17 protein-coding genes are annotated in these 22,807 nt (G+C 56.9%); 13 read left to right on the top strand and 4 right to left on the bottom strand.

What is annotated here, in order from left to right:
- Window positions 1-184 precede the first annotated feature (184 nt).
- The 10 genes from rfbC to CCOS191_RS26595 all read left to right on the top strand — a co-directional run bounded on the left by rfbC (window position 185) and on the right by CCOS191_RS26595 (window position 13,258).
- The gene (gene rfbC, locus CCOS191_RS26640; protein ID WP_046857648.1) at window positions 185-730 is read left to right on the top strand and encodes a dTDP-4-dehydrorhamnose 3,5-epimerase; all 546 of its coding nucleotides are present in this window, start codon (window positions 185-187) and stop codon (window positions 728-730) included.
- Entirely contained in the window at window positions 730-1,551 is an 822-nt protein-coding gene (locus CCOS191_RS26635; RefSeq protein WP_046857647.1) for an ABC transporter permease, read from the top strand. Before rfbC ends, CCOS191_RS26635 begins: the two co-directional genes overlap by 1 nt.
- Window positions 1,541-2,881 carry an ABC transporter ATP-binding protein gene (locus CCOS191_RS26630; RefSeq protein WP_046857646.1) on the top strand — a complete coding sequence of 447 codons (1,341 nt, stop codon included), beginning with the start codon at window positions 1,541-1,543 and terminating at the stop codon, window positions 2,879-2,881. Before CCOS191_RS26635 ends, CCOS191_RS26630 begins: the two co-directional genes overlap by 11 nt.
- Window positions 2,878-3,654: a methyltransferase domain-containing protein gene (locus CCOS191_RS26625; protein ID WP_052752664.1), complete on the top strand. Its 777-nt coding sequence runs from the start codon at window positions 2,878-2,880 to the stop codon at window positions 3,652-3,654. Before CCOS191_RS26630 ends, CCOS191_RS26625 begins: the two co-directional genes overlap by 4 nt.
- Entirely contained in the window at window positions 3,651-4,739 is a 1,089-nt protein-coding gene (locus tag CCOS191_RS26620) for a DegT/DnrJ/EryC1/StrS family aminotransferase (protein ID WP_046857645.1), read from the top strand. Before CCOS191_RS26625 ends, CCOS191_RS26620 begins: the two co-directional genes overlap by 4 nt.
- 10 nt (window positions 4,740-4,749) lie before the next feature.
- On the top strand, window positions 4,750-5,436 hold the full coding sequence (locus CCOS191_RS26615; protein ID WP_046857644.1) for a WbqC family protein: 687 nt from the start codon (window positions 4,750-4,752) through the stop codon (window positions 5,434-5,436).
- Window positions 5,429-6,364, top strand: a complete 936-nt coding sequence (locus CCOS191_RS26610) for a sulfotransferase (RefSeq protein WP_197541424.1) — start codon at window positions 5,429-5,431, stop codon at window positions 6,362-6,364. Before CCOS191_RS26615 ends, CCOS191_RS26610 begins: the two co-directional genes overlap by 8 nt.
- Window positions 6,365-6,558: 194 nt before the next feature.
- Entirely contained in the window at window positions 6,559-10,011 is a 3,453-nt protein-coding gene (locus CCOS191_RS26905) for a rhamnosyltransferase WsaF family glycosyltransferase (protein ID WP_052752663.1), read from the top strand.
- Between the two features lie 153 nt (window positions 10,012-10,164).
- Window positions 10,165-11,664, top strand: coding sequence for an MBOAT family O-acyltransferase (locus CCOS191_RS26600; RefSeq protein ID WP_046857642.1), 1,500 nt, complete (start codon window positions 10,165-10,167; stop codon window positions 11,662-11,664).
- 10 nt (window positions 11,665-11,674) lie between these two features.
- Entirely contained in the window at window positions 11,675-13,258 is a 1,584-nt protein-coding gene (locus tag CCOS191_RS26595; protein ID WP_046857641.1) for an alginate O-acetyltransferase AlgX-related protein, read from the top strand.
- A gap of 74 nt (window positions 13,259-13,332) precedes the next feature.
- Here the strand turns inward: CCOS191_RS26595 and cysN are convergent, their stop codons facing one another.
- From cysN to cysD, 3 genes are read right to left on the bottom strand one after another with little or no spacing between them, the layout of a single operon-like run.
- Window positions 13,333-15,246 carry a sulfate adenylyltransferase subunit CysN gene (gene cysN / locus CCOS191_RS26590; protein ID WP_046857640.1) on the bottom strand — a complete coding sequence of 638 codons (1,914 nt, stop codon included), beginning with the start codon at window positions 15,244-15,246 and terminating at the stop codon, window positions 13,333-13,335.
- Window positions 15,247-15,248: 2 nt separating this feature from the next.
- Window positions 15,249-16,652, bottom strand: a complete 1,404-nt coding sequence (locus tag CCOS191_RS26585; RefSeq protein WP_046857639.1) for an FAD/NAD(P)-binding protein — start codon at window positions 16,650-16,652, stop codon at window positions 15,249-15,251.
- Window positions 16,652-18,118, bottom strand: a complete 1,467-nt coding sequence (gene cysD / locus CCOS191_RS26580) for a sulfate adenylyltransferase subunit CysD (protein WP_231867461.1) — start codon at window positions 18,116-18,118, stop codon at window positions 16,652-16,654. The genes CCOS191_RS26585 and cysD overlap by 1 nt, the downstream gene beginning before the upstream one ends.
- Window positions 18,119-18,307: 189 nt before the next feature.
- On the opposite strand from cysD, the gene CCOS191_RS26575 reads away from it, so the two are divergent.
- Genes CCOS191_RS26575 through hcnC form a run of 3 tightly spaced genes read left to right on the top strand, consistent with a single transcriptional unit; the run spans window position 18,308 to window position 21,266 of the window.
- Window positions 18,308-18,622, top strand: coding sequence for a (2Fe-2S)-binding protein (locus CCOS191_RS26575; protein WP_046857638.1), 315 nt, complete (start codon window positions 18,308-18,310; stop codon window positions 18,620-18,622).
- On the top strand, window positions 18,619-20,013 hold the full coding sequence (gene hcnB, locus CCOS191_RS26570) for a cyanide-forming glycine dehydrogenase subunit HcnB (protein ID WP_046857637.1): 1,395 nt from the start codon (window positions 18,619-18,621) through the stop codon (window positions 20,011-20,013). Before CCOS191_RS26575 ends, hcnB begins: the two co-directional genes overlap by 4 nt.
- Before the next feature lie 2 nt (window positions 20,014-20,015).
- Window positions 20,016-21,266: a cyanide-forming glycine dehydrogenase subunit HcnC gene (gene hcnC, locus CCOS191_RS26565; RefSeq protein WP_046857636.1), complete on the top strand. Its 1,251-nt coding sequence runs from the start codon at window positions 20,016-20,018 to the stop codon at window positions 21,264-21,266.
- An 85-nt stretch (window positions 21,267-21,351) separates the two neighbouring features.
- On the opposite strand, the gene lpdA is transcribed toward hcnC, so the two are convergent.
- Window positions 21,352-22,752: a dihydrolipoyl dehydrogenase gene (lpdA, locus tag CCOS191_RS26560; protein ID WP_046857635.1), complete on the bottom strand. Its 1,401-nt coding sequence runs from the start codon at window positions 22,750-22,752 to the stop codon at window positions 21,352-21,354.
- Window positions 22,753-22,807 lie beyond the last annotated feature (55 nt).

The raw sequence follows: 22,807 nt of genomic DNA, 5'->3' as shown, positions 1-22,807 counted from the left end.
TGGTTCACCGCCGTCTTGCTTGCAGCAGACCAGAGTCTTGTCCTTGGCGCCTCCTTCGAAAGCGCTTGCCCAGGGTTCCCGCTGACTTGGATCCAGATACATTCGCTCGAAAATCTCACCTCCCAGCCGGTGAAAACCGGTTATGGTCAATTCCCTAACGTATCCAGTACGAGATGATCTACTGATGAAAGCTACCCGCTTGGACATTCCTGAAGTCGTGCTGCTAGAGCCAAAGGTATTTGGTGACGAGCGGGGCTTCTTCTACGAGAGCTTTAACCAGCGACAATTTGATGAGGCGGTGGGGCACACTGTTACATTCGTGCAGGATAACCATTCCCGCTCTGCCAAAAATGTCCTGCGTGGCTTGCATTACCAGGTTCGTCAGGCCCAGGGCAAACTGGTGCGTGTCGTTCAGGGTGAGGTCTTTGATGTGGCGGTGGACCTTCGTAAAAGCAGCCCTACGTTCGGCAAATGGGTTGGCGCGTTGTTGTCCGCGAAGAACAGTCATCAACTTTGGGTGCCAGAAGGATTCGCCCATGGTTTTGTAGTGCTCAGTGAAACAGCTGAATTTCTCTACAAAACGACCGATTACTACGCGCCGGAACATGAGCGCTGCATCCGCTGGGATGACACTACGCTCAATATTCAGTGGCCAATCGGAATCGAGCCCGTCCTGTCGGCCAAGGATGCCGTGGGTACGGCCTTCGTTGATGCTGAGGTTTTTGATTGATGCGACATTTTTCTGCTACACCGCTCGAAATGATCGCGAGCGTGTGGCGTCATCGAGCACTGGTTCATGCTTCTGCCAAGCGTGAAGTGCTGGGGCGCTATCGGGGGTCGGTGCTGGGCCTGCTGTGGTCGTTTTTTAACCCCTTATTGATGTTGGCGGTATTCACGTTCGTATTCAGTGGTGTGTTCAAGTCACGCTGGGGCAGCGAAGGGAGTGACTCGACAGCTGAGTTCGCACTGGTGCTTTTTGCCGGGCTCATCGTGTTCAATCTGTTTGCCGAGTGCATCAACCGCGCGCCGACACTGATCTTATCCAATGCGAACTATGTGAAGAAGGTCGTATTTCCATTGGAAATTCTCCCGTTCGTGGGTTTGCTGGCGGCGTCCTATCATGCGGCCATCAGCCTGTTGATCTGGTTGATTGCGTATCTGCTGCTATTCGGTGCTCCCCACCTTACCGTGCTCTACCTCCCATTGATTCTCATGCCTTTCGCTCTGTTCATCATGGGGCTGAGCTGGGGGCTGGCCTCTTTGGGCGTGTTTCTGCGGGATGTCTCGCAGTTGGTCGGCGTACTGACCTCGATGCTTATGTTCCTCAGTGCGATCTTCTACCCGGTCAGTTCGTTTCCTGCGGAATATGCGGACATGCTGTTCATGAACCCATTGGTGCCCGTTATCGAAATGACCCGTAACGCGCTCTATTGGGGCGAGGCACCGGATCTGAACATGCTTGCCATTTACTGGCTTACCACCCTCATCATTGCCTGGCTGGGGTTTGCCTGGTTTCAGAAGACCAGAAAAGGGTTCGCCGATGTCCTCTGAAATTGCTATCAAACTCGATAACCTGAGTAAGTGCTACCAGATTTACGATACCCCCCGTGATCGTCTGAAGCAGTTCATTCTGCCTGGACTTCAGCGCACCGTGGGTATGGGTGCCCGGCAATACTATCGGGAGTTTTGGGCCCTCCGAGATATCTCGTTCGAGGTCATGAAGGGCGAGACTGTCGGTATCATCGGTCGAAACGGCAGCGGCAAGTCGACATTGCTGCAGTTGATTTGCGGCACGCTCAATCCGAGTGGCGGCGTCATCGAGACTCATGGTCGCATTGCTGCGTTGCTTGAGCTGGGTTCAGGCTTCAACCCGGACTTTACCGGTCGAGAGAACGTTTACCTAAGCTGTGCCTTGCTTGGCTTGACCCATGAGCAGGCAGTGGAGCGTTTCGACGATATCCTGGCTTTTGCCGATATCGGCAGCTTCATCGACCAACCCGTCAAGACTTACTCGAGTGGGATGTTCGTTCGCTTGGCTTTCGCGGTAAATATCGTTTCACAGCCCGACATCATGATTGTTGACGAGGCGCTAGCTGTCGGTGACATGAGCTTCCAGGCGAAGTGCATGACCGCTTTACGGCGTATTCAAGATAATGGCGCGACCGTGTTGTTCGTCAGCCATGACATCGGTAGCGTCCGAAGCTTGTGTACCAAGGCTGCCTACATCGACGGCGGAGAGCTCAAGGGATTCGGCAAGGCAACCAGCCTCACGGAAGAATATGTTCGTGTCATGCGCGAGGAACTCAATAGCGGGACATTGAACAGCCTCCCGCCTCCTGCCCATGGAGTCGTGGCCGATACGGGCCAAGCCCCAGAGAAGGCCACCCGCAGTTTCAAGCGTTCTGCAGATTTCGATCAGCGTGCGGCAAGCTTCCGTTATGGGTCGGGGGGGGTGAAGATCGCATTTGCGGAGTTGGTGGATGCGTCGGGGGATCCGGTCATTTCTGCCGAGTTCAATCAGGCTGTCACGGTCAGAATCTACATTGAGGCAGAAGTGGATACCGAATGCTCGATCAACTACTACATCCAGGACGACAAGAAGATTTTGATTCTAGGGGCTGCGCTGAGGACAGTGGGTGCTCCGCTCATGCGTTGCGAAGCCGGCGGCCAGTACATGGTTTCCTACAGCACCGTCTTGCCATTGCATGAAGGTAACTACAGCATCCAGATTCAGGTCTCCAAACCTGTGGTCCTGGAGCAGAGCGCGGAATTCCTGGATGTCATCGACGATGCCATTGTGTTCAATGTCCAGCGTCGTGCTGCCGGGCGTATCTGGACCAAGGCCTATGTGGAAAACACCCTGCAGGTGCAAACGCTATGAAATTTTCGAAGGTTGGTCTGTTCGATAGGCTCAAGCGATGGCTTACCAAAACCTATTGCCCGGTATGCAACAGCAAGAATGCAGGGTTCAGCCCTTTGTCGGACTTCTATCGGAACAGCGCTGAGCAATATGGCTACGTGCATTTCGGCAAAGGTGAAATGACTGCGTTGGACACGTACTCCTGCACGCAATGTGGTGCCTCTGATCGAGAGCGGCTCTACGCTTATTGGTTGGCCAGTTGCTATGCAGCACCCGGTGAAGCCAGCGGCGGTAAAGCTATCCACTTTGCCCCGGAGGCCCGTTTGTCAGCCAGCGTGCAGCGGCAGGCAATCTTCTCTCACTATCAGACTGCAGACCTGATGATGCAAGGCGTGGATCACACTGTCGATTTGCTCAATCTTCCCTTCGCTGAACACAGCTATGACTTCTTCATTTGCAGTCATGTCCTAGAGCATGTCGACGATGACCGAGCTGCTATCCGTGAGCTGTTCCGGATCACCAGCCAGTCCGGCGGTGGGATTCTGATGGCGCCAATCATCATGGGCTTGCCTGAAACCATCGAGGATCCATCGATCACGGACGAGGGAGAGCGCTGGCGTCTGTTTGGGCAGAATGATCATGTCCGCCTTTATTCCCATGATGGCTTTGTGTCGCGGATCAAGGAGAGCGGTTTTCTGGTTCATGAGCTTGACCAGGCATTCTTCGGGGCTAGGCTGTTCCGACAACTGGGGCTTAAGCCATCCAGCATCCTTTATGTGGTAACCAAATCATGATTCCGGTAACCCGCACCTTTCTTCCGCCGTTGGATGACTACACGACGCATTTGGAGAGCATCTGGGAAACCGGCCAGTTCACCAATAATGGCCCGTTGGTCAAGCAGCTTGGGGCTGCGCTCACCAAGGCACTGGGTGTGCGTGACCTGCTGCTGGTGACCAATGGTACGTTGGCGTTGCAATTGGCGATAAAGGCGTTAGGGGTTCGTGGTGAAGTCATCACCACCCCCTACAGCTATGTGGCCACCACCAACTCGATTTTGTGGGAAGGCTGTGTCCCCGTGTTCGTGGATGTCGATCCGCACACCTTCGCGCTTGATCCCGAGTTGATAGAGTCTGCTATCACCGAACATACCACCGCCATTCTCGCGACTCATGTCTATGGTTACCCTTGCGATGTCTGGCGTATCCAGCAGATTGCGCAGAAACATGGTCTCAAGGTTATCTACGATGCAGCTCATGCCTATGGCGTGCGCCTGCATGGCGAGCCGTTGCTCAATCATGGGGACTGCAGCACGCTGAGCTTCCATGCCACTAAACTATTTCATTGTGGTGAGGGGGGAGGGATCTTGTTCCAAGATCCCGAGGTAGCCAAGCGTGCATTCCTGATGAGCAAGTTCGGACATCAGGGAGAAGACGACTACATTGACCTTGGTATCAACGCGAAGATGTCAGAGTTGCATGCGGCTATGGGGCTTGCGATGTTGCCGCAGGTAGAGAGCATCATCGCGGCACGCCGGCAATGCTCAGCCTGGTATGACGAATGCCTCGCCGGTGTGGGTTTGCAACGACCGAAGGTAGTTGAAGGGCTTGAGTATAATTACGCGTACTACCCCGTTGTCTTTGACACCCCTGAGGCGATGCAGAAGGCGCGCAGTGCATTGCAGGCGCGTGATGTCTATCCTCGCCGCTATTTCCATCCGTCGCTCAATACCCTGCCGTTCCTGCCTGAGCCGCTAAAGCGTGCCTGCCCGGTTTCGGAATCGCTGGCGCAGCGTGTATTGTCCCTACCTCTGTACACGGCGCTGACACGGCCAGAGGTGGAGATGATCTCCACGTGTATAAAACATACACTCGCAGCCTGAGGTTTCCTGTTTGAAGCTGGCCGTCATGCAACCGTATCTGTTCCCCTACCTGGGTTACTTCCAGCTTATCCAGGCAGTGGACGAGTTCGTAATCTACGACGATGTCAATTTCATAAAAGGTGGGTGGATCAATCGCAATCGCATTCTGTCCGGCCAGGGAGCTCAGCTTTTAACGCTGCCGTTGCAGCGGGCGAGTCCGAACCTCTTGATCAACCAGATTCGCGTCGACAGGCGCCACAAGATTCTGCAGACGATCCGACAGTGTTACAGCAAAGCCCCATGCTATAAAACCGTGTACCCCTTGCTGGAAGAGATCATTACGCGAGACAGCGATGACCTCGTCTCATTGCTTGATCATCAATTGCGCAGCCTGTGTGAATACCTGGGCTTGTCTCCGCGCTGGCGGCGTTCTTCCATGATCGACAAGGACAACGAACTTCGCGGCCAAGACAAGGTCCTTGCCCTGTGTCAGGCGCTCAAGGCCACGCACTACATCAACCTTCCTGGAGGGAAGGGGCTGTATGCGCCTGAAGATTTCTCCCGCCATGGGCTGAAGCTTTCTTTCATCCAGCCTCGCGCGGTGAGTTACGGCCAGTTCGGTAACCCGTTTCAGCCCAACCTGTCCATCATCGATGTAATGATGTTCAACAACAGGGAGCAATGTGCTCATTTGCTCCAGGAGTATGACCTTGACTGAAAACAGAACCGGTGATTTCCGCCGCAACGTCCTGCTTGAGCAGCTCCTGTTGGAAATGAACGCTGACTTACAGCCCTCAGAGCAGACGCTGATGGCGATGCAAGCACCTTCATGCCTCCCACATCCGCTGATCTTGGTGATGGGCCCATTGCGCAGCGGCACGACGTTGTTCATGCAATGGTTGGCCAACACGGGAACGATCGCCTACCCGTCCAATCTGCTGTCGCGTTTTTATCAAGCGCCAATTATAGGGGCCAAGATCCAGCTGCTGCTGACTGACCCACGCTACGACTTTCGCGGTGAATTGTGTGAGTTTGTGCAACAGGCTGAGTATCGCTCGGAGAACGGCAAGACCAAGGGCGCCCTGGCCCCCAACGAGTTCTGGTATTTCTGGAGACGTTTCCTGAGTGCATCGGATCAGGACATCTGGACGGATGAGGCGCTGCGCAAGGGCATGAACACCCAGGAGATGTTGCGTGAATTGAGTGGGATGATGGCGGTTTTCCAGAAGCCTTTTGCTGCCAAGGGTATGCTTTTCAACTACAACATTCCCTTCCTTGATTCGGTACTCGACAAGGTACTCTTCGTTCACATCAAACGTGATGAGGTGGCCAACGCGGCCTCTGTCCTCGAGGCGCGCAAGCGTCAATTAGGGGATGAAAGCAAGTGGTACTCCTTTGATATACCCGAGAAGGATGAACTGACCCAATTGGAGCCATTTGAGCAGGCGTTAGGTCAGGTCCGCGCAATCAACCTGGCAGTCGAATCGGGGCTGAAGCATGTAGCTGAAACTCGGAAGATGACTGTTCAATATGAGGATTTCTGTCGGGCACCGGCTCGATATTTCGAGCAATTGACCGACAAACTCGGCATGACCGGCGTCCACTACCAGGGCAAGTCGAGCTTTGAAGCAACGAGAACACGATAATGGTCCAGACATGGACGTCAGCAAGGTGGTCGAGTGCCCAGCACCTGCCACCCCGGCAATAGGTGCGCCATTGAACGGGAAGTGCACCGCAGGCTTGTAGTGGATCGATTATTTAAAAAGTCGCGGTGTTAAACGTGCTGAATGAGGGCTTGCCTCGAGCACCATGTTCGACACTCGTACAGATAAAATTGGTGATGGCGATGCTACAGGCCCCTAGAATTTCCGTGATACTGACATCGTTCAATCATGCAAAGTATTTGCGGGAAGCGATAGATAGTGTGCTGGAACAGACATTTACGAATTTTGAGCTGATTATCTGGGATGACGCATCCACTGATGAATCCTGGGACATTATTAGCAGCTATAGCGACACTCGATTAAAGGCGTTTCGTAACGAGACCTCCATGCGTGGGGTATATGGCATCAACAAGGCCATCAGCGAAGTTGCCCAGGGCGAATACATCGCGATTCATCACTCAGATGACCTGTGGGAGAATCAAAAACTTGAAAAACAAATTGCTTTTCTCGATCAGCATGATGAGTTCGGCGCTGTGTTCAGCAACGCGCTGGCTATAAATGAGTCGGGAGAACCCTACACGGATACCCAGCACTACTACTACTCGGTTTTCAATGAGGCGAACCGTACGCGCCATGAATGGTTGCGGTTGTTTTTCAATAAAGGAAACGCGCTCTGTCACCCGAGCGTGCTGATTCGCAAGCAATGCTATGATACCTGTGGCCTTTATCGAAGCGGCCTGGCGCAGCTCGCTGATTTTGACATGTGGATCAGGGTTTGCCTTCGGTATCAGATTCATGTTTTGCCGGAAAAACTAGTTAGATTCCGCGTCCGTGATAACGAAGCCAACGCCAGCGGAAGTCGGCCAGAAACGCATGCCCGCGTATTTTTCGAGTTCAGCCTTCTCCTTGAGCATTATCTTAGTCTCACCCAGAAAGAGGATCTTCTGAAGGTTTTCCCTGAGGCCCAGGTGTTCTGCGCGCAGGGTTCCATGCGTTATGCCCTGGCCAGGGTAATGCTTCAAACGAAGTCGTTTGATTTTGTTGTGCCCTTCGCACTCACGATACTATTCGATACTCTTAACGACCCTTCACAGCGCGTGCCTCTGGACTTTGACGTGAAAAAGTTCGTGAAGATGACCAGCGAACTTGATCCACTACAGGTCATTCGGCTAGAGCAGTTAAAACAGTCGGTGGTTGAGCGTGATACTTTGCTCTCGACGCTAGGCGAAGAAATATCGATGCGTGACGACCTGCTTTCAAAGTTGGGGGCTGAAATTGCGTCACGTGATGCGTTGCTGGCTACCTGTGGCACTGAAATGGAGCTGGGGAATACACGTGTTTCCGAACTACGTGGTCAGGTAGAAAGTCTTGAGAGTCATCGTTCAGAACTCACGTCACAATTGGCTCTGCGGGAAAAGCAGGTTGGGGAGCTGGGTGCGAAGGTCGCGAAGTACGAAGAGCAGATTGCCGATCTTGGCGTGCAAGCCTTGGCGTATGAAGAGCAGATTGCCGATCTTGGCGTGAAAGCCTTGGCGTATGAAGAGCAGATTGCCGATCTTGGCGTGCAAGCCTTGGCGTATGAAGAGCAGATTGCCGATCTTGGCGTGCAAGCCTTGGCGTATGAAGAGCAGATTGCCGATCTTGGCGTGCAAGCCTTGGCGTATGAAGAGCGGATTGCCGATCTTGGCGTGCAAGCCTTGGCGTATGAAGAGCGGATTGCCGATCTTGGCGTGCAAGCCTTGGCGCATGACGAGCTGATTGCCGATCTCGCCACGAAAATCTTACAGCGGGAAGAAAAAATCTCTCAACTCACCGCAACAATCATGCAGCGGGAAGAACAGATTGCAGCGCTGGACACACAGATTATCCAGCAAGACAGCAAAAATTCTTCACTCAGTGCTGATATAGTACGGCACTCCGCGCAGGTAGCCGATCTCGACGCACAGATTCGGCAGCGCGAAGCGCATATATCAGAGCTGCGTGCTTTGGTGGCAGAGCTCGATGAGCAGGCCCATGCGCGTGAGGCCCGAATCTCTGCTCACAAAGCAGAATTGGTCATGATTCTAGGCTCGAAAAGCTGGCGCATGACCACGCTGTTGAGGGTGATCAACGGTTATCTAAAAGGACGTAAGACGCATGAAGGCAATAGTGAGATGAAGACCTCCGCAAGACTCGGGCTGATGTACAGCCTGTTCAAAATGAGCTTGGCCAACCCATCTGTCGCGCTGCGTAATCTTAGCTGGGGCAACCTACGACGCCTGTTTGCGGCCATGCCGCGGCATAACTCGGAAACGGTATTGCACCTAGTCAAGGAGCGTATCGAGCAAGGCAAGGTACTGGTAAGCATTGAGCAAGCGGACGAAACGTCTCACCCTGGGCTGCGCAAGGCACAGGCGTTGGAAAAAAGTTACCCAGGCATTACTCACCCAATGGCGCTGGGCAATATTCCATTGCTTGAAGAAAAGCTTGCTGGCCCATGGTGCACGCTTGACCCCAACGCGCCTGCCCGGGTGAACGTGCTCCTGCCGCAACTCGACCCGCTGATCATGTTTGGTGGCTATATCGCTTGCCTGCAGTTTGTCCACAAGATCCAGCAAAACGGCTTCCGTGTGCGCATCCTGCTTACCGAGTCCGGCGATTTCGATCGTGATGGAGTGCTTGCCAAGCTGGCATCGAATCCGGCGCTGCAACAGGCCGTAGCGGTTGCCGAGGTTGAAAACATTACCCAGGGTGCTTACCCCTTGGTGATATCGTCCAATGATGCCTTCGTCGGGTACTCCTTCTGGACGTGTATCAAAGCCCATCACCTGGCGCAAGCGATTGGCAAGGAGTTCATCTTTTTCCTCCAGGAATTCGAGCCCATCTTCCACTCGCACGATTCGCTCTATGCGATAGGCAGTTACGTTTACCGATTACCGCACAAGGTTATTTTCAATACCGAATTGCTGGCGGATTATTTCCGCAGCAAGCGACTTGGTATATTCGGCCAGGGGGACTCTGCAGATGAGCAATATGTGGCGTTCCAGCATGCGCTGACACCTACTACGCCACCTTCCGTCGAGCAACTGGCTCAACGCAAGACCCGCAAGCTACTGTTCTACGGTCGCCCTGAAGGCCATGCCCGTCGCAACATCTTTGAGATCGGCATCCTCGGGCTGAAGGCTGCAATCGCCCAAGGCGTGTTCGAGGGTGACTGGGAGTTCTATGGCGTGGGCACCCTGGGTCCGGACTATGATGTCGACCTGGGTAACGGTCGTGTCATGAAGCTTAGCGGGACGTTGCCGCAGAGCGATTATGGGGTTGCGCTGGGCGAGTTCGACATTGGCCTGAGCCTGATGCTTGCACCACACCCGAGCATCCTGCCGTTCGAAATGGCCTCCGCAGGCCAGGTGGTGGTGACTAACACTTACGAGTCCCGCACCTCTGAGGTCTTGCGCGGCATTACTCCGAATATCGAACCTTGCGAGGCCGACCCCGCTTCGATCGCCGATGCGTTGAGCATTGCAGTATCACGCGTAGATGATAGCGAGGGGCGCATCCGCGGCGCCTCCTTCGACTGGGTCAGAGATTGGGACCACTCGTTCAATGATGAGGTGATGGAGAAAATCTCCAAGTTCCTGCGCGCTTGATCTTCAGTGACGTCAGGCAGGTTTTGCCTGACGTCACTTATCAGCTTCATCACCCATTGCGAGAGGTATGTCGCCTGCCTGGTCAATGACGACCGGGCAGCCATAAGGGCCGGAAGATCCGGTCGTTCCAGTCATTTCACCAGGCATAACAACATGATCTTCAGTTCCTGGCAGTTCATTCTGGTTTTTCTGCCTATTTCCTTTTTCGTCTATTTCTGGTTGAACCACCGACGCCTCGTCGTGGCGGGAAAGGCCTGGCTGGTTGCCGCAAGCCTATTCTTCTACGCCTTCTGGGATGTGCAGTATCTACCACTGATTCTCGGTTCTATCCTGCTTAACTTCGCGATAGGTACTGGGCTTGCCCAGGCGCACAAGGCAGGGGAGGGTGAGCAGAAAAAACTCCACCATGCGGTCAATAGGAAAGTGGTGTTGGCTACCGGCATCGTCGCCAACCTGGTGTTGCTGGGGTACTTCAAGTACACGGATTTCCTGATCGAGAACGTCAATGTCGTGCTCGGCACTGACTATTCGCTGCCACACATTCTGTTGCCGTTGGCGATCAGCTTCTTCACCTTCACCCAGATCGTCTACCTGGTGGACAGCTACCGTGGTGAGACCGCCGAATACGACCTGCTGAATTATTCGCTGTTCGTAACGTTCTTCCCGCACTTGATTGCTGGCCCGATCGTTCATCACCGGCAGATCATGCCGCAATTCGCTTCGCGCTGGACGTTGACCCGCCGTTACCACAACATTCTCAAAGGCTTGTTCATTTTTGCCATTGGTCTGTTCAAGAAGGTGGTCATCGCGGACAGTTTCGCGGTCTGGGCCACGGCAGGTTTCGATGGCGGCCATCAGCTGGGCTTCTTCGAGGCGTGGGCAACCAGCCTGTCCTATACCTTCCAGCTTTACTTTGATTTCAGCGGCTATTGCGACATGGCCATTGGCGCCTCGCTGCTGTTCAACATCTGGCTGCCGATCAACTTCAACTCACCGTACAAGGCGCTGAGCATCCAGGATTTCTGGCGTCGCTGGCATATCACCCTCAGTCATTTCCTGCGTGATTACTTGTATATTCCCTTCGGTGGTAATCGCCATGGCGAGTTCCGGACCTATATCAACCTGTTCGCGACTTTCCTGCTGGGTGGCCTGTGGCACGGGGCAACCTGGATGTTCGTGATTTGGGGCGCGCTGCATGGCGTGGCGCTGGTGATTCATCGTCTCTGGAGTCGCTTGCGCCGGCCGTTGCCAGCGGTACCAGCGTGGTTGCTGACATTCTTGTTCGTGAACTTTACCTGGGTGTTTTTCCGCGCCAAGACCATGGACGATGCCTTGCGCGTGCTCAGCGGCATGTTCGATGTCGGTTCGGCGTTTGGGCAGGCCCCAGCTGCGATACCGGTGGCGGATCTGGCCTGGGGCGGTTGGTTATCCGACGTTGCCCTGAATGTGCTGCCGGCTACCTTGATCGGCCAGTTACCGATCTTCCTGGCGATCATTGCCGCTTTCATCATCGTCGCGCAGAAGAATTCGCTGGAGATGGCACACGGCGTCATAGGCCGTAAACGCATGGTCTACGGCACGGTACTGTTTGCGGTGGCCATGTATTTCATGCTGGCCGCGACGAGCTCAGTATTCCTCTATTTCAACTTCTGATGGCGCAGATATGAAACGTAGTGTATTCGTCTTCGTGTTGTCGGTCTTGTTACTGCTGTTATGCGTTCCAGCAGTCAATATCCTGACTGCCAAAGATAAAAGCGAAATCAAACTGACTGACAAGTCATTTCTCTACAACATGGACTTCGTCTCCCGCTGGACTGCGGAACTGCTTTATCCCTTCGGCATCAGCACTAGCCCTGATCAGGTGATTATTGGCAAGGACAACTGGCTCTATCTCGGCGACATGTATTCGAAGACCTTGACCGAAGATCGCCGCAGCGCCACCGAGGCGGACCAGATTATTGGCAGGCAGGTAGGCGAGGCTACGGAGCGATGGGCCGCGTACTTGGCCAGTAAAGGGGTCGCGCTTTTCCGAATCATGATCGGGCCAAACAAGGGCAGCATCTATCCTGAGCATATGCCAACCTGGGCTGTTCCGGTCGAACACAATCCTACTCGTGCGTTGTTGCAGAATGTCGGGCCGGGGCGATTTGTTGATCTAAGATCTGCTTTACTGGCGGCCAAGCAGACTCATGCGGAAGCGCTTTACTTCAAAACCGATACCCACTGGAATGAGCTGGGCGCCAGCCTTGGCTTCCAGGCCTTTGCGAAGGAGGTTGCAAAGACGGCTCCGGAGCTGCGTTGGCCGTCGGAAGGCGTTTATGAAGTTACGCAGATCAATCCCCGGCAGGGTGGTGACCTTGCTCGGTTCCTCCGTTTGACAGACAGTCTGGCGGATACTCAGCCAGTGACCAATGTAAGCAATATGCCTGTTAAAACAGTGGTGATTGATTACAACGCCAGTGAAGTCATGTACGAGGGCGGAAATCTCAAGCTTGAAGAGTCGAAGAAGCCGTTGTTGGTCAAGACAACCGGGGCACTCAATGACAAGAAAGTTTTGTGGCTTCGTGATTCATTCGGTACGGCAATGTCGCCATTAATGGCGGCGACCTTCAGTGAGGTTCTGCAGATTCACTGGATCCCGGCTACCAAGCCAGATGGGGACTTCAAGCGGCTGGTTGAAAAATTCAAGCCTGACTATGTGTTCTTCACGGTTGTCGAACGGGATGCCCGTTCGCTCTGGGCCGATGAATGGATGGAAACCAAGACCCAGGCGACGCCAGCTCCGGCAGTAACGGAGTCGAAAATCAACACCGCCCTTGTTGCAACCAACGGGAAAGGCAGATTCATTCCTACCAGCAACGCATCGCCGCTCAGCACTAACCACCTCAAGGTGGGGGCGTCGATGACTGACTATGAAGTCATTGGCGATGACGCCTTCGTCGAGTTTTCGTTCACCCCTACGACCGTACAGGAGAAGGCCAAGTATCTGAATATCGAATTCAGTTGCGCGGATGGCTCGGCAAGCGCACCTGTGCAGTTGTATTGGATGGAAGAGGGCATGACCTACTATGACGAGGCGCACAGTGCCTGGGTGACCGTGCCCAAGGGCAAAACCTCGCTGGCACTCGACAAGATCGAGAACTGGCCGATCAACAAGGATATTCGCCGTCTGCGTGTCGACATCGATCCCGTCGACAAATGCTCGCGCTTCAAATTGGAAAGCCCTAGCTTCGGCATTCAGAACTGACCCGCCAAGTGGCCGATGCAGCGGCTCTGCTGGGCGCTTGAGCCCGGTGCCGCTGCATCATGGCGTGTTTGGCTTCATGCGTGCTCGACCAGTAAGCCCCGCATCAGTTTGAGCACATCTTCAGGGCTCATCGTGGTCGTATCGACCGTCAGGTCGGGTTCCATTGGCGCTTCATAGGGGCTGCTGATGCCTGTCATGTTGGGGATCAACCCCGTCCTGGCCTTCTTGTAAAGCCCCTTGGGGTCGCGTTGCTCGCAGACTTCCAGCGGGGTATCCACGAATACCTCGATGAAGTGTTCTGCGCCGATGAGCTCACGGGCCATTTCCCTTTCGGCGCGGAACGGGCTGATGAATGCCGTCATCACGATCAGGCCCGCATCCATCATCAGTTTGGCGACCTCTGCCACACGGCGAATGTTTTCAACTCGGTCGGCGTCGGTGAAACCGAGATCCTTGTTCAAGCCTTGGCGAACATTGTCGCCATCCAGCACGTAGGTCCGCATGCCTTGGGCGTGCAATTCCTTTTCCAGTGCGTTGGCGAGGGTAGACTTGCCTGAGCCCGACAACCCGGTGAACCAGATAACTCGGCCGCGGTGACCGTTCAGGCGCTCGCGATGCTCCCTGCCTATGCTCAGTGCCTGGCGATGAACATTTTGCGCACGGCGCAGGTTGTGCCGGATCATGCCTGCGGCGACGGTGATGCGGGAGTATTTGTCGATCAGGATGAAGCCGCCCAATGCTCGTGACCGAGCATAAGTGTCGAACACCAGCGGCTTGGTCAATGCGAGGGTCGCGACAGCGATGTCGTTAAGCCCCAATGCGCGACATGATTCATGGGCTTGTGTGTTGACGTCTATTCGGTACTTGAGGTTCGTGATGCTTGCGCCAGCCCATTGGGTGGCCAGCTTCATCTCGTAGACGCGACCGATCAAGCCGGGTTCGTCGTGCATCCACACCAAAGTCGCTTCAAATTGATCGGTCATGTCCAGTGGCTGCTCCGTGCTGGACAAGATGTCGCCGCGCGAGGCATCGATATCCCGATCCAGTACGAGAGTCACCGCTGCTTCGCTGCCAGCTTCCTGGAGATCTCCGTCGGCGGTGACGATACGGGCGATATTGGCCGTTTGCCCGGAGGCTGTCACGCGTACCTCATCACCTGTGGCCAGGCGGCCTGAAGTCAAAGAGCCGCTGAACCCACGGAAGTTGGAGTCGGGATGATTGACCCATTGTACAGGGAACACTGGCCGGGGGTCGGTCGGAATGCTGACGTCGAGTGTCTCGAGGTAAGCCAGTAGCGTCGGGCCTTGGTACCAAGGTGTCTGCGCCGAGCGTTGGGTGACATTGTCGCCATGTAGCGCTGACAATGGAATGGCGGTGACACTGGTGAACGCGAGGGACTCGCTGGCGGTTTCAAAGGCTGCTGCGATCTTGGCGAATGTCTGGGCATCGTAGTTCACCAAGTCCATCTTATTGATGGCCAGCACGATGTGTCTTACGCCAATCAGCGAAGCCAGATAAGCATGCCGTCGGGTCTGCGTCTGTAAGCCCTGGCTGGCATCTACCAGAAGGACGGCGACATCGGCGGTAGAGGCCCCTGTGATCATGTTGCGAGTGTACTGCTCGTGCCCAGGCGTATCGGCGACGATGAATTTACGTCGGGGTGTCGTGAAATAGCGGTAGGCGACGTCGATCGTGATGCCCTGTTCGCGTTCTGCAATGAGTCCGTCAACCAGTAGGGCAAAGTCGAGTTCGCCTGCTAGTGTGCCATGTCGCTTCGAGTCGGTTCGAAGACGTTCCAGCTGATCATCGGTAATTTGCCCTGACTCCAACAGCAACCGGCCAATCAACGTGCTTTTACCGTCATCCACGCTGCCACAGGTAATGAAGCGCAGCAGGTCCTGGTTGCGTTGGCGCTCGAGGAACTCGGCTAGGCTGAGTGGCTCTGGAGCTGAAAAAGGCGGGTTGTTGCGAGGTTTGATCTTGGGCATCTTCAATCGGGCTCGGGTCGATTTAGCAATGGCGAAGGGGATGCAAGCCGTGCGGCCAGGGTGTTGGCCAGCTGCTGAGCGTGTACTCGCAACTCGGGAACCGCGATGGCCTCCCAATACTCTGCCTTGAGCATTGGGCCTATGTACCACAAGTTATCGACTGCTTTTCCGCGGACGTCGATGAGTTGGCGCTGTTCGTTGGTCTTTAGCCCGAGTGCGCAAGGGTCGGTGTTCAGCCAGCCGTCTCTGGCGAGCTGGCGGAGCAAGGGGGAGGAGTGGGGGCCAATGGCCATTTCGGGCCCTGTACAGTTGATAATGGCCACTGCTTCCACTGTCTGGGTGGTGAGTTTGCCCCGAGGTCGAATTTCGATCTTCAGGTACCCCTCATTCGTCTTGTGTACCGACAATAGCCGTGCGCCTTGAACCCGGACCTTGCCGTCGTCGAGAAGACCGCGCAGGCGCTGGGCCGCCTGGGGCGCGAGACGGTGACGATGGATATCCCAGAAAGCCACTGCATGACGGAGAAAGCGCCGACGCTCCGCCGTTGGCAGTGTCTGCCAGAGCGTGGGTATATGGGGGCGCAGCTGGTTGAGTACATCGCGCCAATCGTCCTGATTGGTGATTTCGTCGCGTAGCGAGCGCATGAGCGAGCGAACAGTCGGTGATGCGGCGGCCAAGTACGAGGGATAAACGCTGCTGGGAGCTGTGGTATTGAGGCGATGTGCATGGGGTAGCAAGCCTCGCCGCGAAACCATCAACACTTGGCTTGGCTGGGTATGTTCGGCCAGATGGAAGAGTGCATCGACGGCGGTATGGCCTGTTCCCAATATCAGCACGGGTGCGCCTGGCGGTAGATTGCTGATGCGGGTGAAGTCCCAAGGATCAATCAGGGTCTCACCTTCTGGCATGTCTATCAGGGACTGGCGTGGTCGCTGATGGCCCAAAGCGAGCACCACATGCTGTGCTGTCAGGCGTTGTCCATCGGCCAGCCTGACGGCATAGCCCTGGCCGCCAGAAAGGGGAGTAACCGCTTCGGCTTCGCCAGTTTGCAAGTGCAATCGGCCAGGCTGCTCGGCCATGGCCTGGAGCAATTCGTGCTCCAGATAAGCCCCATACAAGCGACGAGGGACAAAGCTGTCGGCTCTCACGGAGGGCGATTTTTGCCGGCAGAATTCGAGAAAGTGCGATGGCCGGTCGGCAAAGGCGCTCATGTTGCCAGCAGGCACGTTCAGGAGCAGGGAGTCGTTGCTGCAGCTGTAGGCCAGGCCTCTGGCAAATGTTGCAGTCGCATTGAGCAGTGTGATCGAAGATCCCTGTGCAGTGCTCGAGCGCAGCAGATTTATAGCCGTGAGCACGCCGCTGAGTCCTGCACCGACGATCAGTACTGAGTCAGCCTGTCTGGACATCAGAAATACCCCTCTTGCTTTTTTTTCTCCATCGAACCGATTTCGTCAGTGTCGATGGTTCGGCCCAGGCGCTCCGACTGACGTGCGGTTGCCAGCTCCAGCAGAATATCTGCCGTTGTTCGGGCATCGGACTCCACTGCGGCGGTGAGCGGGTAGCAGCCCAAGGTACGGAAGCGTACATTCTTGATCTGGATTTCCTCACCGGGCAGCAACTGACAGCGGTCGTCATCGACCATCATCATGCTACCTGCCCGTGTCACCACAGGCCGAGGGCTGGCGAAATACAGCGGAACTACGGGAATCTGTTCTGCATGGATGTACTGCCAGATATCCAGTTCGGTCCAGTTGGATAGCGGAAACACTCGGTGGCTCGCGCCAGCCGCTTTGCGGGTGTTGTACAGGTTCCATAGCTCTGGGCATTGGTTCTTGGGATCCCAGCGATGGTTGGCATTGCGCAACGAGAAGACGCGTTCCTTGGCACGTGAGGTTTCTTCGTCTCTGCGGGCACCACCAAAGACCACGTCGAAAGCATACTTGTCCAGGGCCTGCTTGAGTGCCTCGGTCTTGCAGATGTCGGTATGCAGCGCCGATCCATGCTCGAAGGGGTTTATATCCTTTTCGATCGCGGTCGGATTGATGTGCACCAGCAACTGCATCCCGCTTTCATGTGCCATGAAATCACGGAACCGATACATCTCTTGAAACTTCCAGCGTGTGTCCACGTGCAACAGAGGAAATGGCGGCGCGGAAGGGTAGAAGGCCTTGCGTGCCAAGTGCAGTAGAACGCTGCTGTCCTTGCCGATGGAGTAGAGCATTGCCGGATTTCGAGCTTCAGCCAAGGCCTCGCGAAGAATATGAATACTCTCTGCTTCAAGGCGCTTGAGGTGAGCTGGAAGATGGCTGGCAGTCTGACCGAGCTCCCGTGGTTTCAGATCGGCCGGGAGCATGGGTAGATAGGCTTGGCGGCAGAAACGAATATTGTCGATGTCGTTGTGACTGCGCAGGATGCTGACCAGCGCACCATGGGCAAATATAGCGATGGGTTTGCCTAGATGCTGCTGCAGAGCCACCAGCGCTTGTTCGATCGTGCTGGCCTCGGTATTCGGTAAGGGGATCCAGAGGCGGGCGCCGCGCGCATCGTTCGCATGCAGGCAAGGTTTGCCGCTGGGCAAGGGAGCCAACTGCAGCATCAGAACGCGAGCTCGACGCTTGCGTGCCTGTGCCAACGCCCACGCGATGACGAGGCCGTGCGTTGGACGCTGAAATTCATCCAGCAAACGATCTTCGTACAGTTGTGGTGGTAGCAGCTGCAGGGCATTTAGACGCCGCTCGACTGTGCGCTTGGTGTCTGCTTGGTTACTCGCCTTCAGGGCTTCATAGGCCAGTGGAATATCCCAGACCTGTTCGGCCTCGAGCTCCAGCAAGGCATTAGTCCGGGCTGTCGCAATGCTGCGGTTGTCATTCAATTCTGATCGTATCCGTAGTCGAGTTGATACTTTTAAGCAGTTAAACATAGAAGATCGCACAATGCGACATTCTGGGGTTGTGTATTTGTTTGCCCGTCACCAATGGTTTTGGCGGCGTGGATCAATGGATCAGCTGAGTCTCTGCGTTACTTTTTCGCTCCTGTGTCCATTCAAGGATGAGGAATAGCAATGCAGACGATGGAGCGGTTTCACGATATTCAACCTTTGCAACAACCAGACATCTCGGTGCACGTTAATGGCAAGTCTGTCTCGGCGGTACATGGCGAAACGGTGCTGAGCGTGCTTAATGCGGTGGGCCTGCGCCAGGTCGCGCGTAACGACCACGGCCAGCTCAGCGGCGCCTACTGCGGTATGGGTATCTGCCATTGCTGCCTGGTGCAGATCGACGGTCGTCCCAAGCGTCGCGCCTGCCAGACCATCGTCAAACCGGGCATGCACATCGAGACCGAGGTCAACCGCGTGCACGAGGAGGCCCATCCATGAGCCTTCGTCCTGTGATCGTCGGTGGCGGCTCGGCCGGCATGGGCGCGGCCATCGAGCTGGCCGAACATGGCGTGGATTGCCTGCTGTTCGACGAGGCCTCGCGCCCCGGTGGCGTGGTCTATCGTGGCCCGTTGCGCGCCGGCGTCGACCTGGGCTACCTGGGCCCGCGTTACACCAAGGCCCTGACCAAGCTGCACGAAGATTTCGCCGCCTGCGCCGAGCGCATCGACCTGCGTCTGAACCATCGCGTGGTGGGCGGTGACGACCAGCGGCTGATGGTCCTCGATGGCGACGAGCGCCTGCACGAGATCGACTATTCCCATCTGCTGCTGGCCGCCGGTTGCCATGAACGCAACGTGCCGTTCCCTGGTTGGACCTTGCCGGGCGTGATCCTGCTCGGTGGTTTGCAACTGCAGATCAAGAGCGGTGTGGTCAAGCCACTGGGCAGTACCCTGATTGCGGGTACCGGGCCTTTGCTGCCACTGGTCGCCTGCCAGCTGCACGCCGCCGGTGCCAAGGTGGCGGGGGTGTACGAAGCCTGCTCGTTCAACCGCATCGCCAAGGAAAGCCTGGCGCTGATGAACAAGCCACAGCTGTTCCTCGATGGCCTGAGCATGCTCGCCTACATGAAGCTCAACGGCATCCCCATGCACTATGGCTGGGGCGTGGTGGGCGCCACGGGGGAGGGCGAGCTGCAGGAAGTCGAGGTCGCACCCTACACCCAGGACTGGCAACCGGACATGAGCCGTGTCCAGCGCGAGCAGGTGCGCACCCTGGCAGTGGGCTATGGCTTCATCCCGCGTACCCAGCTCAGCCAGCAACTGGGCCTGGCCCATGGTTTCAGCGAGGACGGCTACCTGCGCGCCGAATGCAACGTGTGGCAGCAAAGCAGCCAGCCGAACATTCACCTGGCGGGCGACATGGCCGGGATCCGCGGTGGCGAGGCGGCCATGCTGACCGGGCGCATCGCCGCGGTTTCGATGCTCCAGCAGATGGGCAAGCTCGACGCCGAGCAGGCGATCGAGCGCCGTGAGCGCTACCTGGGCAAGCTGGCGGCGATCAAGCGCTTCCGTTCCGGGGTTGAGCGCTACACCGCCCGTGGCGCTGCACAGGTGGCTCTGCCACAGGCCGACACGGTGATCTGTCGTTGCGAACACGTGACTCGCGAGCAGATCGATCTGGCTCTGGAGCAGGGTGTGCAAGACATGGCCAGCCTGAAGATGCGCACCCGGGTGAGCATGGGCGACTGCCAGGGGCGCATGTGCGTCGGTTACTGCAGCGACCGTCTGCGCAGCGCCACCGGGCGCAAGGACGTGGGTTGGCTGCGCCCGCGCTTCCCGGTGGACCCGATCCCGTTTTCCGCATTCGAACAACTCGGCACGGAGGCCTGAACATGAACAAGCACTACGACATCATCATCGCCGGTGGTGGAGTGATCGGCGCGTCCTGCGCCTACCAGCTGTCCAAGCGCAGCAACCTGAAGATCGCTTTGATCGACTGCAAGCGCCCGGGCAATGCCACCCGCGCCTCGGCCGGCGGCCTGTGGGCCATCGGCGAATCGGTGGGGCTGGGTTGCGGGGTGATCTTCTTTCGCATGATGTCCTCGCGCAGCAAGCGCGAGGCCAATGGCGCGGCGGTGGTGGTCGATTCGAGCACACCGCACATCCTGCCGGAATGCTTCTTCGACTTCGCCTTGCAGTCCAACGCGATTTATCCACAGTTGCACCAGGAACTGATCGAACGCCACGGCATGGACTTCAAGTTCGAGCGCACAGGGCTCAAGTACATCATCCAGGATGAAGAGGACCAGCTGTACGCCGAGCACATCGTCAAACAGATCCCGCACCTGGCCGACCAGGTGCGCTGGCTCGACCGCGACGCGCTGCGCGCTTCGGAGCCGGCGGTGACGCTCAAGGCCAATGGCGCGCTGGAGTTTCTCTGCGATCACCAGGTCAGCCCGTTCCGCCTGGGCGATGCGTTCATGGAGGCGGCGCGGCAGAACGGTGTCGACCTGTACCCGAACGTGAACATCACCGGCGTGCTGCATGAAGGCTCACGGATCAAGGGCGTGCGCACCGCCGAAGCCGGTGAGTTCCATTGCGGCACATTGATCAATGCCGCTGGCGCCTGGGCGGCGGAACTGAGCGAGTGGGCCACCGGGGAGAGCATTCCGGTCAAGCCGGTGAAAGGCCAGATCGTGCTGACCGAGCGTCTGCCCAAGCTGCTCGATGGCTGCATCACCACCAGCGATTGCTACATGGCACAGAAGGACAACGGCGAGATCCTGATCGGTAGTACCACCGAGGAGAAGGGCTTTGATGTCACCAATACCTTCCCGGAGATCAACGGCTTGGTGCAGGGGGCGATCCGCTGCGTGCCACAGCTGGCGCAGGTGAACCTCAAGCGCACCTGGGCCGGCCTGCGGCCTGGGTCACCGGACGAGCTACCGATTCTCGGGCCTGTGGATAATGTCCAAGGGTATTTCAACGCCTGTGGACATTTCCGTACCGGGATTCTGACCTCGGCGATTACTGGCGTGCTGCTGGACAAGGTTGTCCACAATGAGGCGCTGCCGCTGGATATTACGCCATTCCTGGCGTCGCGCTTCCACAGCGCTGGGGATAAACAGTGGGCCCATGGCTAAGTGGGCTTTGCCCTGCGATTGCGTTGGCAGGCATGACGCAATCGCGGGGCAAGCCCGCTCCCACGGGCGGTGCTGAAAGGTCCGGTCAGATCTGCATCGCCATCCCTTGCACATTCATCGCCGCCTGGCGCAGGGCCTCGGAGCGGGTCGGGTGCGGGTGGCAGGTGAGGGCGATGTCCTCGGCCGAGGCCGAGAATTCCATGGCCACGCAGAACTCGCCGATCATCTCGCTCACGCTTGGGCCGACCAGGTGCACGCCCAGCACCTCATCGGTCTCGGCATCGGCGATGACCTTGGCGAACCCCTCGGTCTCATGGTTGATCTTGGCGCGGCTGTTGGCGGTGAAAGGGAACTTGCCGACCTTGTAGGCACGGCCTTCGGCCTTGAGTTGCTCTTCGGTCTTGCCGACGCTGGCCAGTTCCGGGCGGGTGTAGATGACGCCGGGGATGAGGTTGTAGTTGACCTCGTGGGCCTTGCCAGCGATGCGCTCAATGCACGACACCGCTTCGTCTTCGGCCTTGTGCGCCAGCATCGGGCCGGAGGTGACGTCGCCGATCACCCAGATGCCCGGCACCGCGCTGCGGTGATGGTCGTTGGCGAGCATTCCGCGCTTGTCGGTTTGCAGCCCTGCGCTTTCCAGGTTCAGGCCCTCGGTATAAGGACGGCGGCCGATGGCTACCAGCACGTAGTCGGCCTGCAGGGTTTCGGCGGTACCACCGGCGGCGGGTTCCAGGGTCAGTGTGACGCCGTCGGCCGCGGCCGTGGCCTGGGTCACCTTGCTGCCCAGCTTGAAGGTCATGCCTTGCTTGGCCAGGGCTTTCTGCAGGGTCTTGGCGGTTTCTTCGTCGGTGCCTGGGCAGATGCGGTCCAGGTATTCGATCACCGTCACTTCGGCACCCAGGCGACGCCATACCGAACCCAGCTCCAGGCCGATCACCCCGGCGCCGATGACGATCAGGTGCTTGGGCACCTGGGGCAGCGACAGGGCACCGGTGGAGTCGATGATGCGCTGATTGTCGATGGTCACGCCGGGCAGCGGCGTGGGCTCCGAGCCGGTGGCAATGACGATGTCCTTGGCCTGCAGGGTGGTTTCGCTGCCGTCCTCGGCCTTGACGATCACCTTGCCAACCCCGTCCAGGCGGCCCCAGCCCTTGACCCAGTCGACCTTGTTCTTGCGGAACAGGTATTCGATGCCCTTGGTCAGGCCAGTCACGCTTTCATCTTTCTGCTTCATCATCTGGCCCAGATTGAGGGTCGGCTTGACCTCGATCCCCAGGTGGGCGAACTCATCGCCATTGGCTGCCTCATACAACTCGGAAGCGTGCAGCAATGCCTTGGAAGGCATGCAACCGACGTTCAGGCAGGTGCCGCCCAAGGTTGGGCGACCCTCGACACAGGCCACGCTCAGGCCCAGCTGGCCCGCGCGGATCGCTGCGTTGTAGCCGCCGGGGCCGCCGCCGATGATCACCACGTCATAGGATTTCATGGGTTTCGTTACTCCGAGAGTGTGAGGAAGCGAAGAGGGCACAAGGTTAATCTGA

Origin of the sequence: Pseudomonas sp. CCOS 191 (assembly GCF_001007005.1) — a bacterium.
GTDB lineage: Bacteria > Pseudomonadota > Gammaproteobacteria > Pseudomonadales > Pseudomonadaceae > Aquipseudomonas > Aquipseudomonas soli.
The sequence above is the reverse complement of the archived record's forward strand: the minus strand, read 5'-3'. Positions and strand labels throughout refer to the sequence as shown.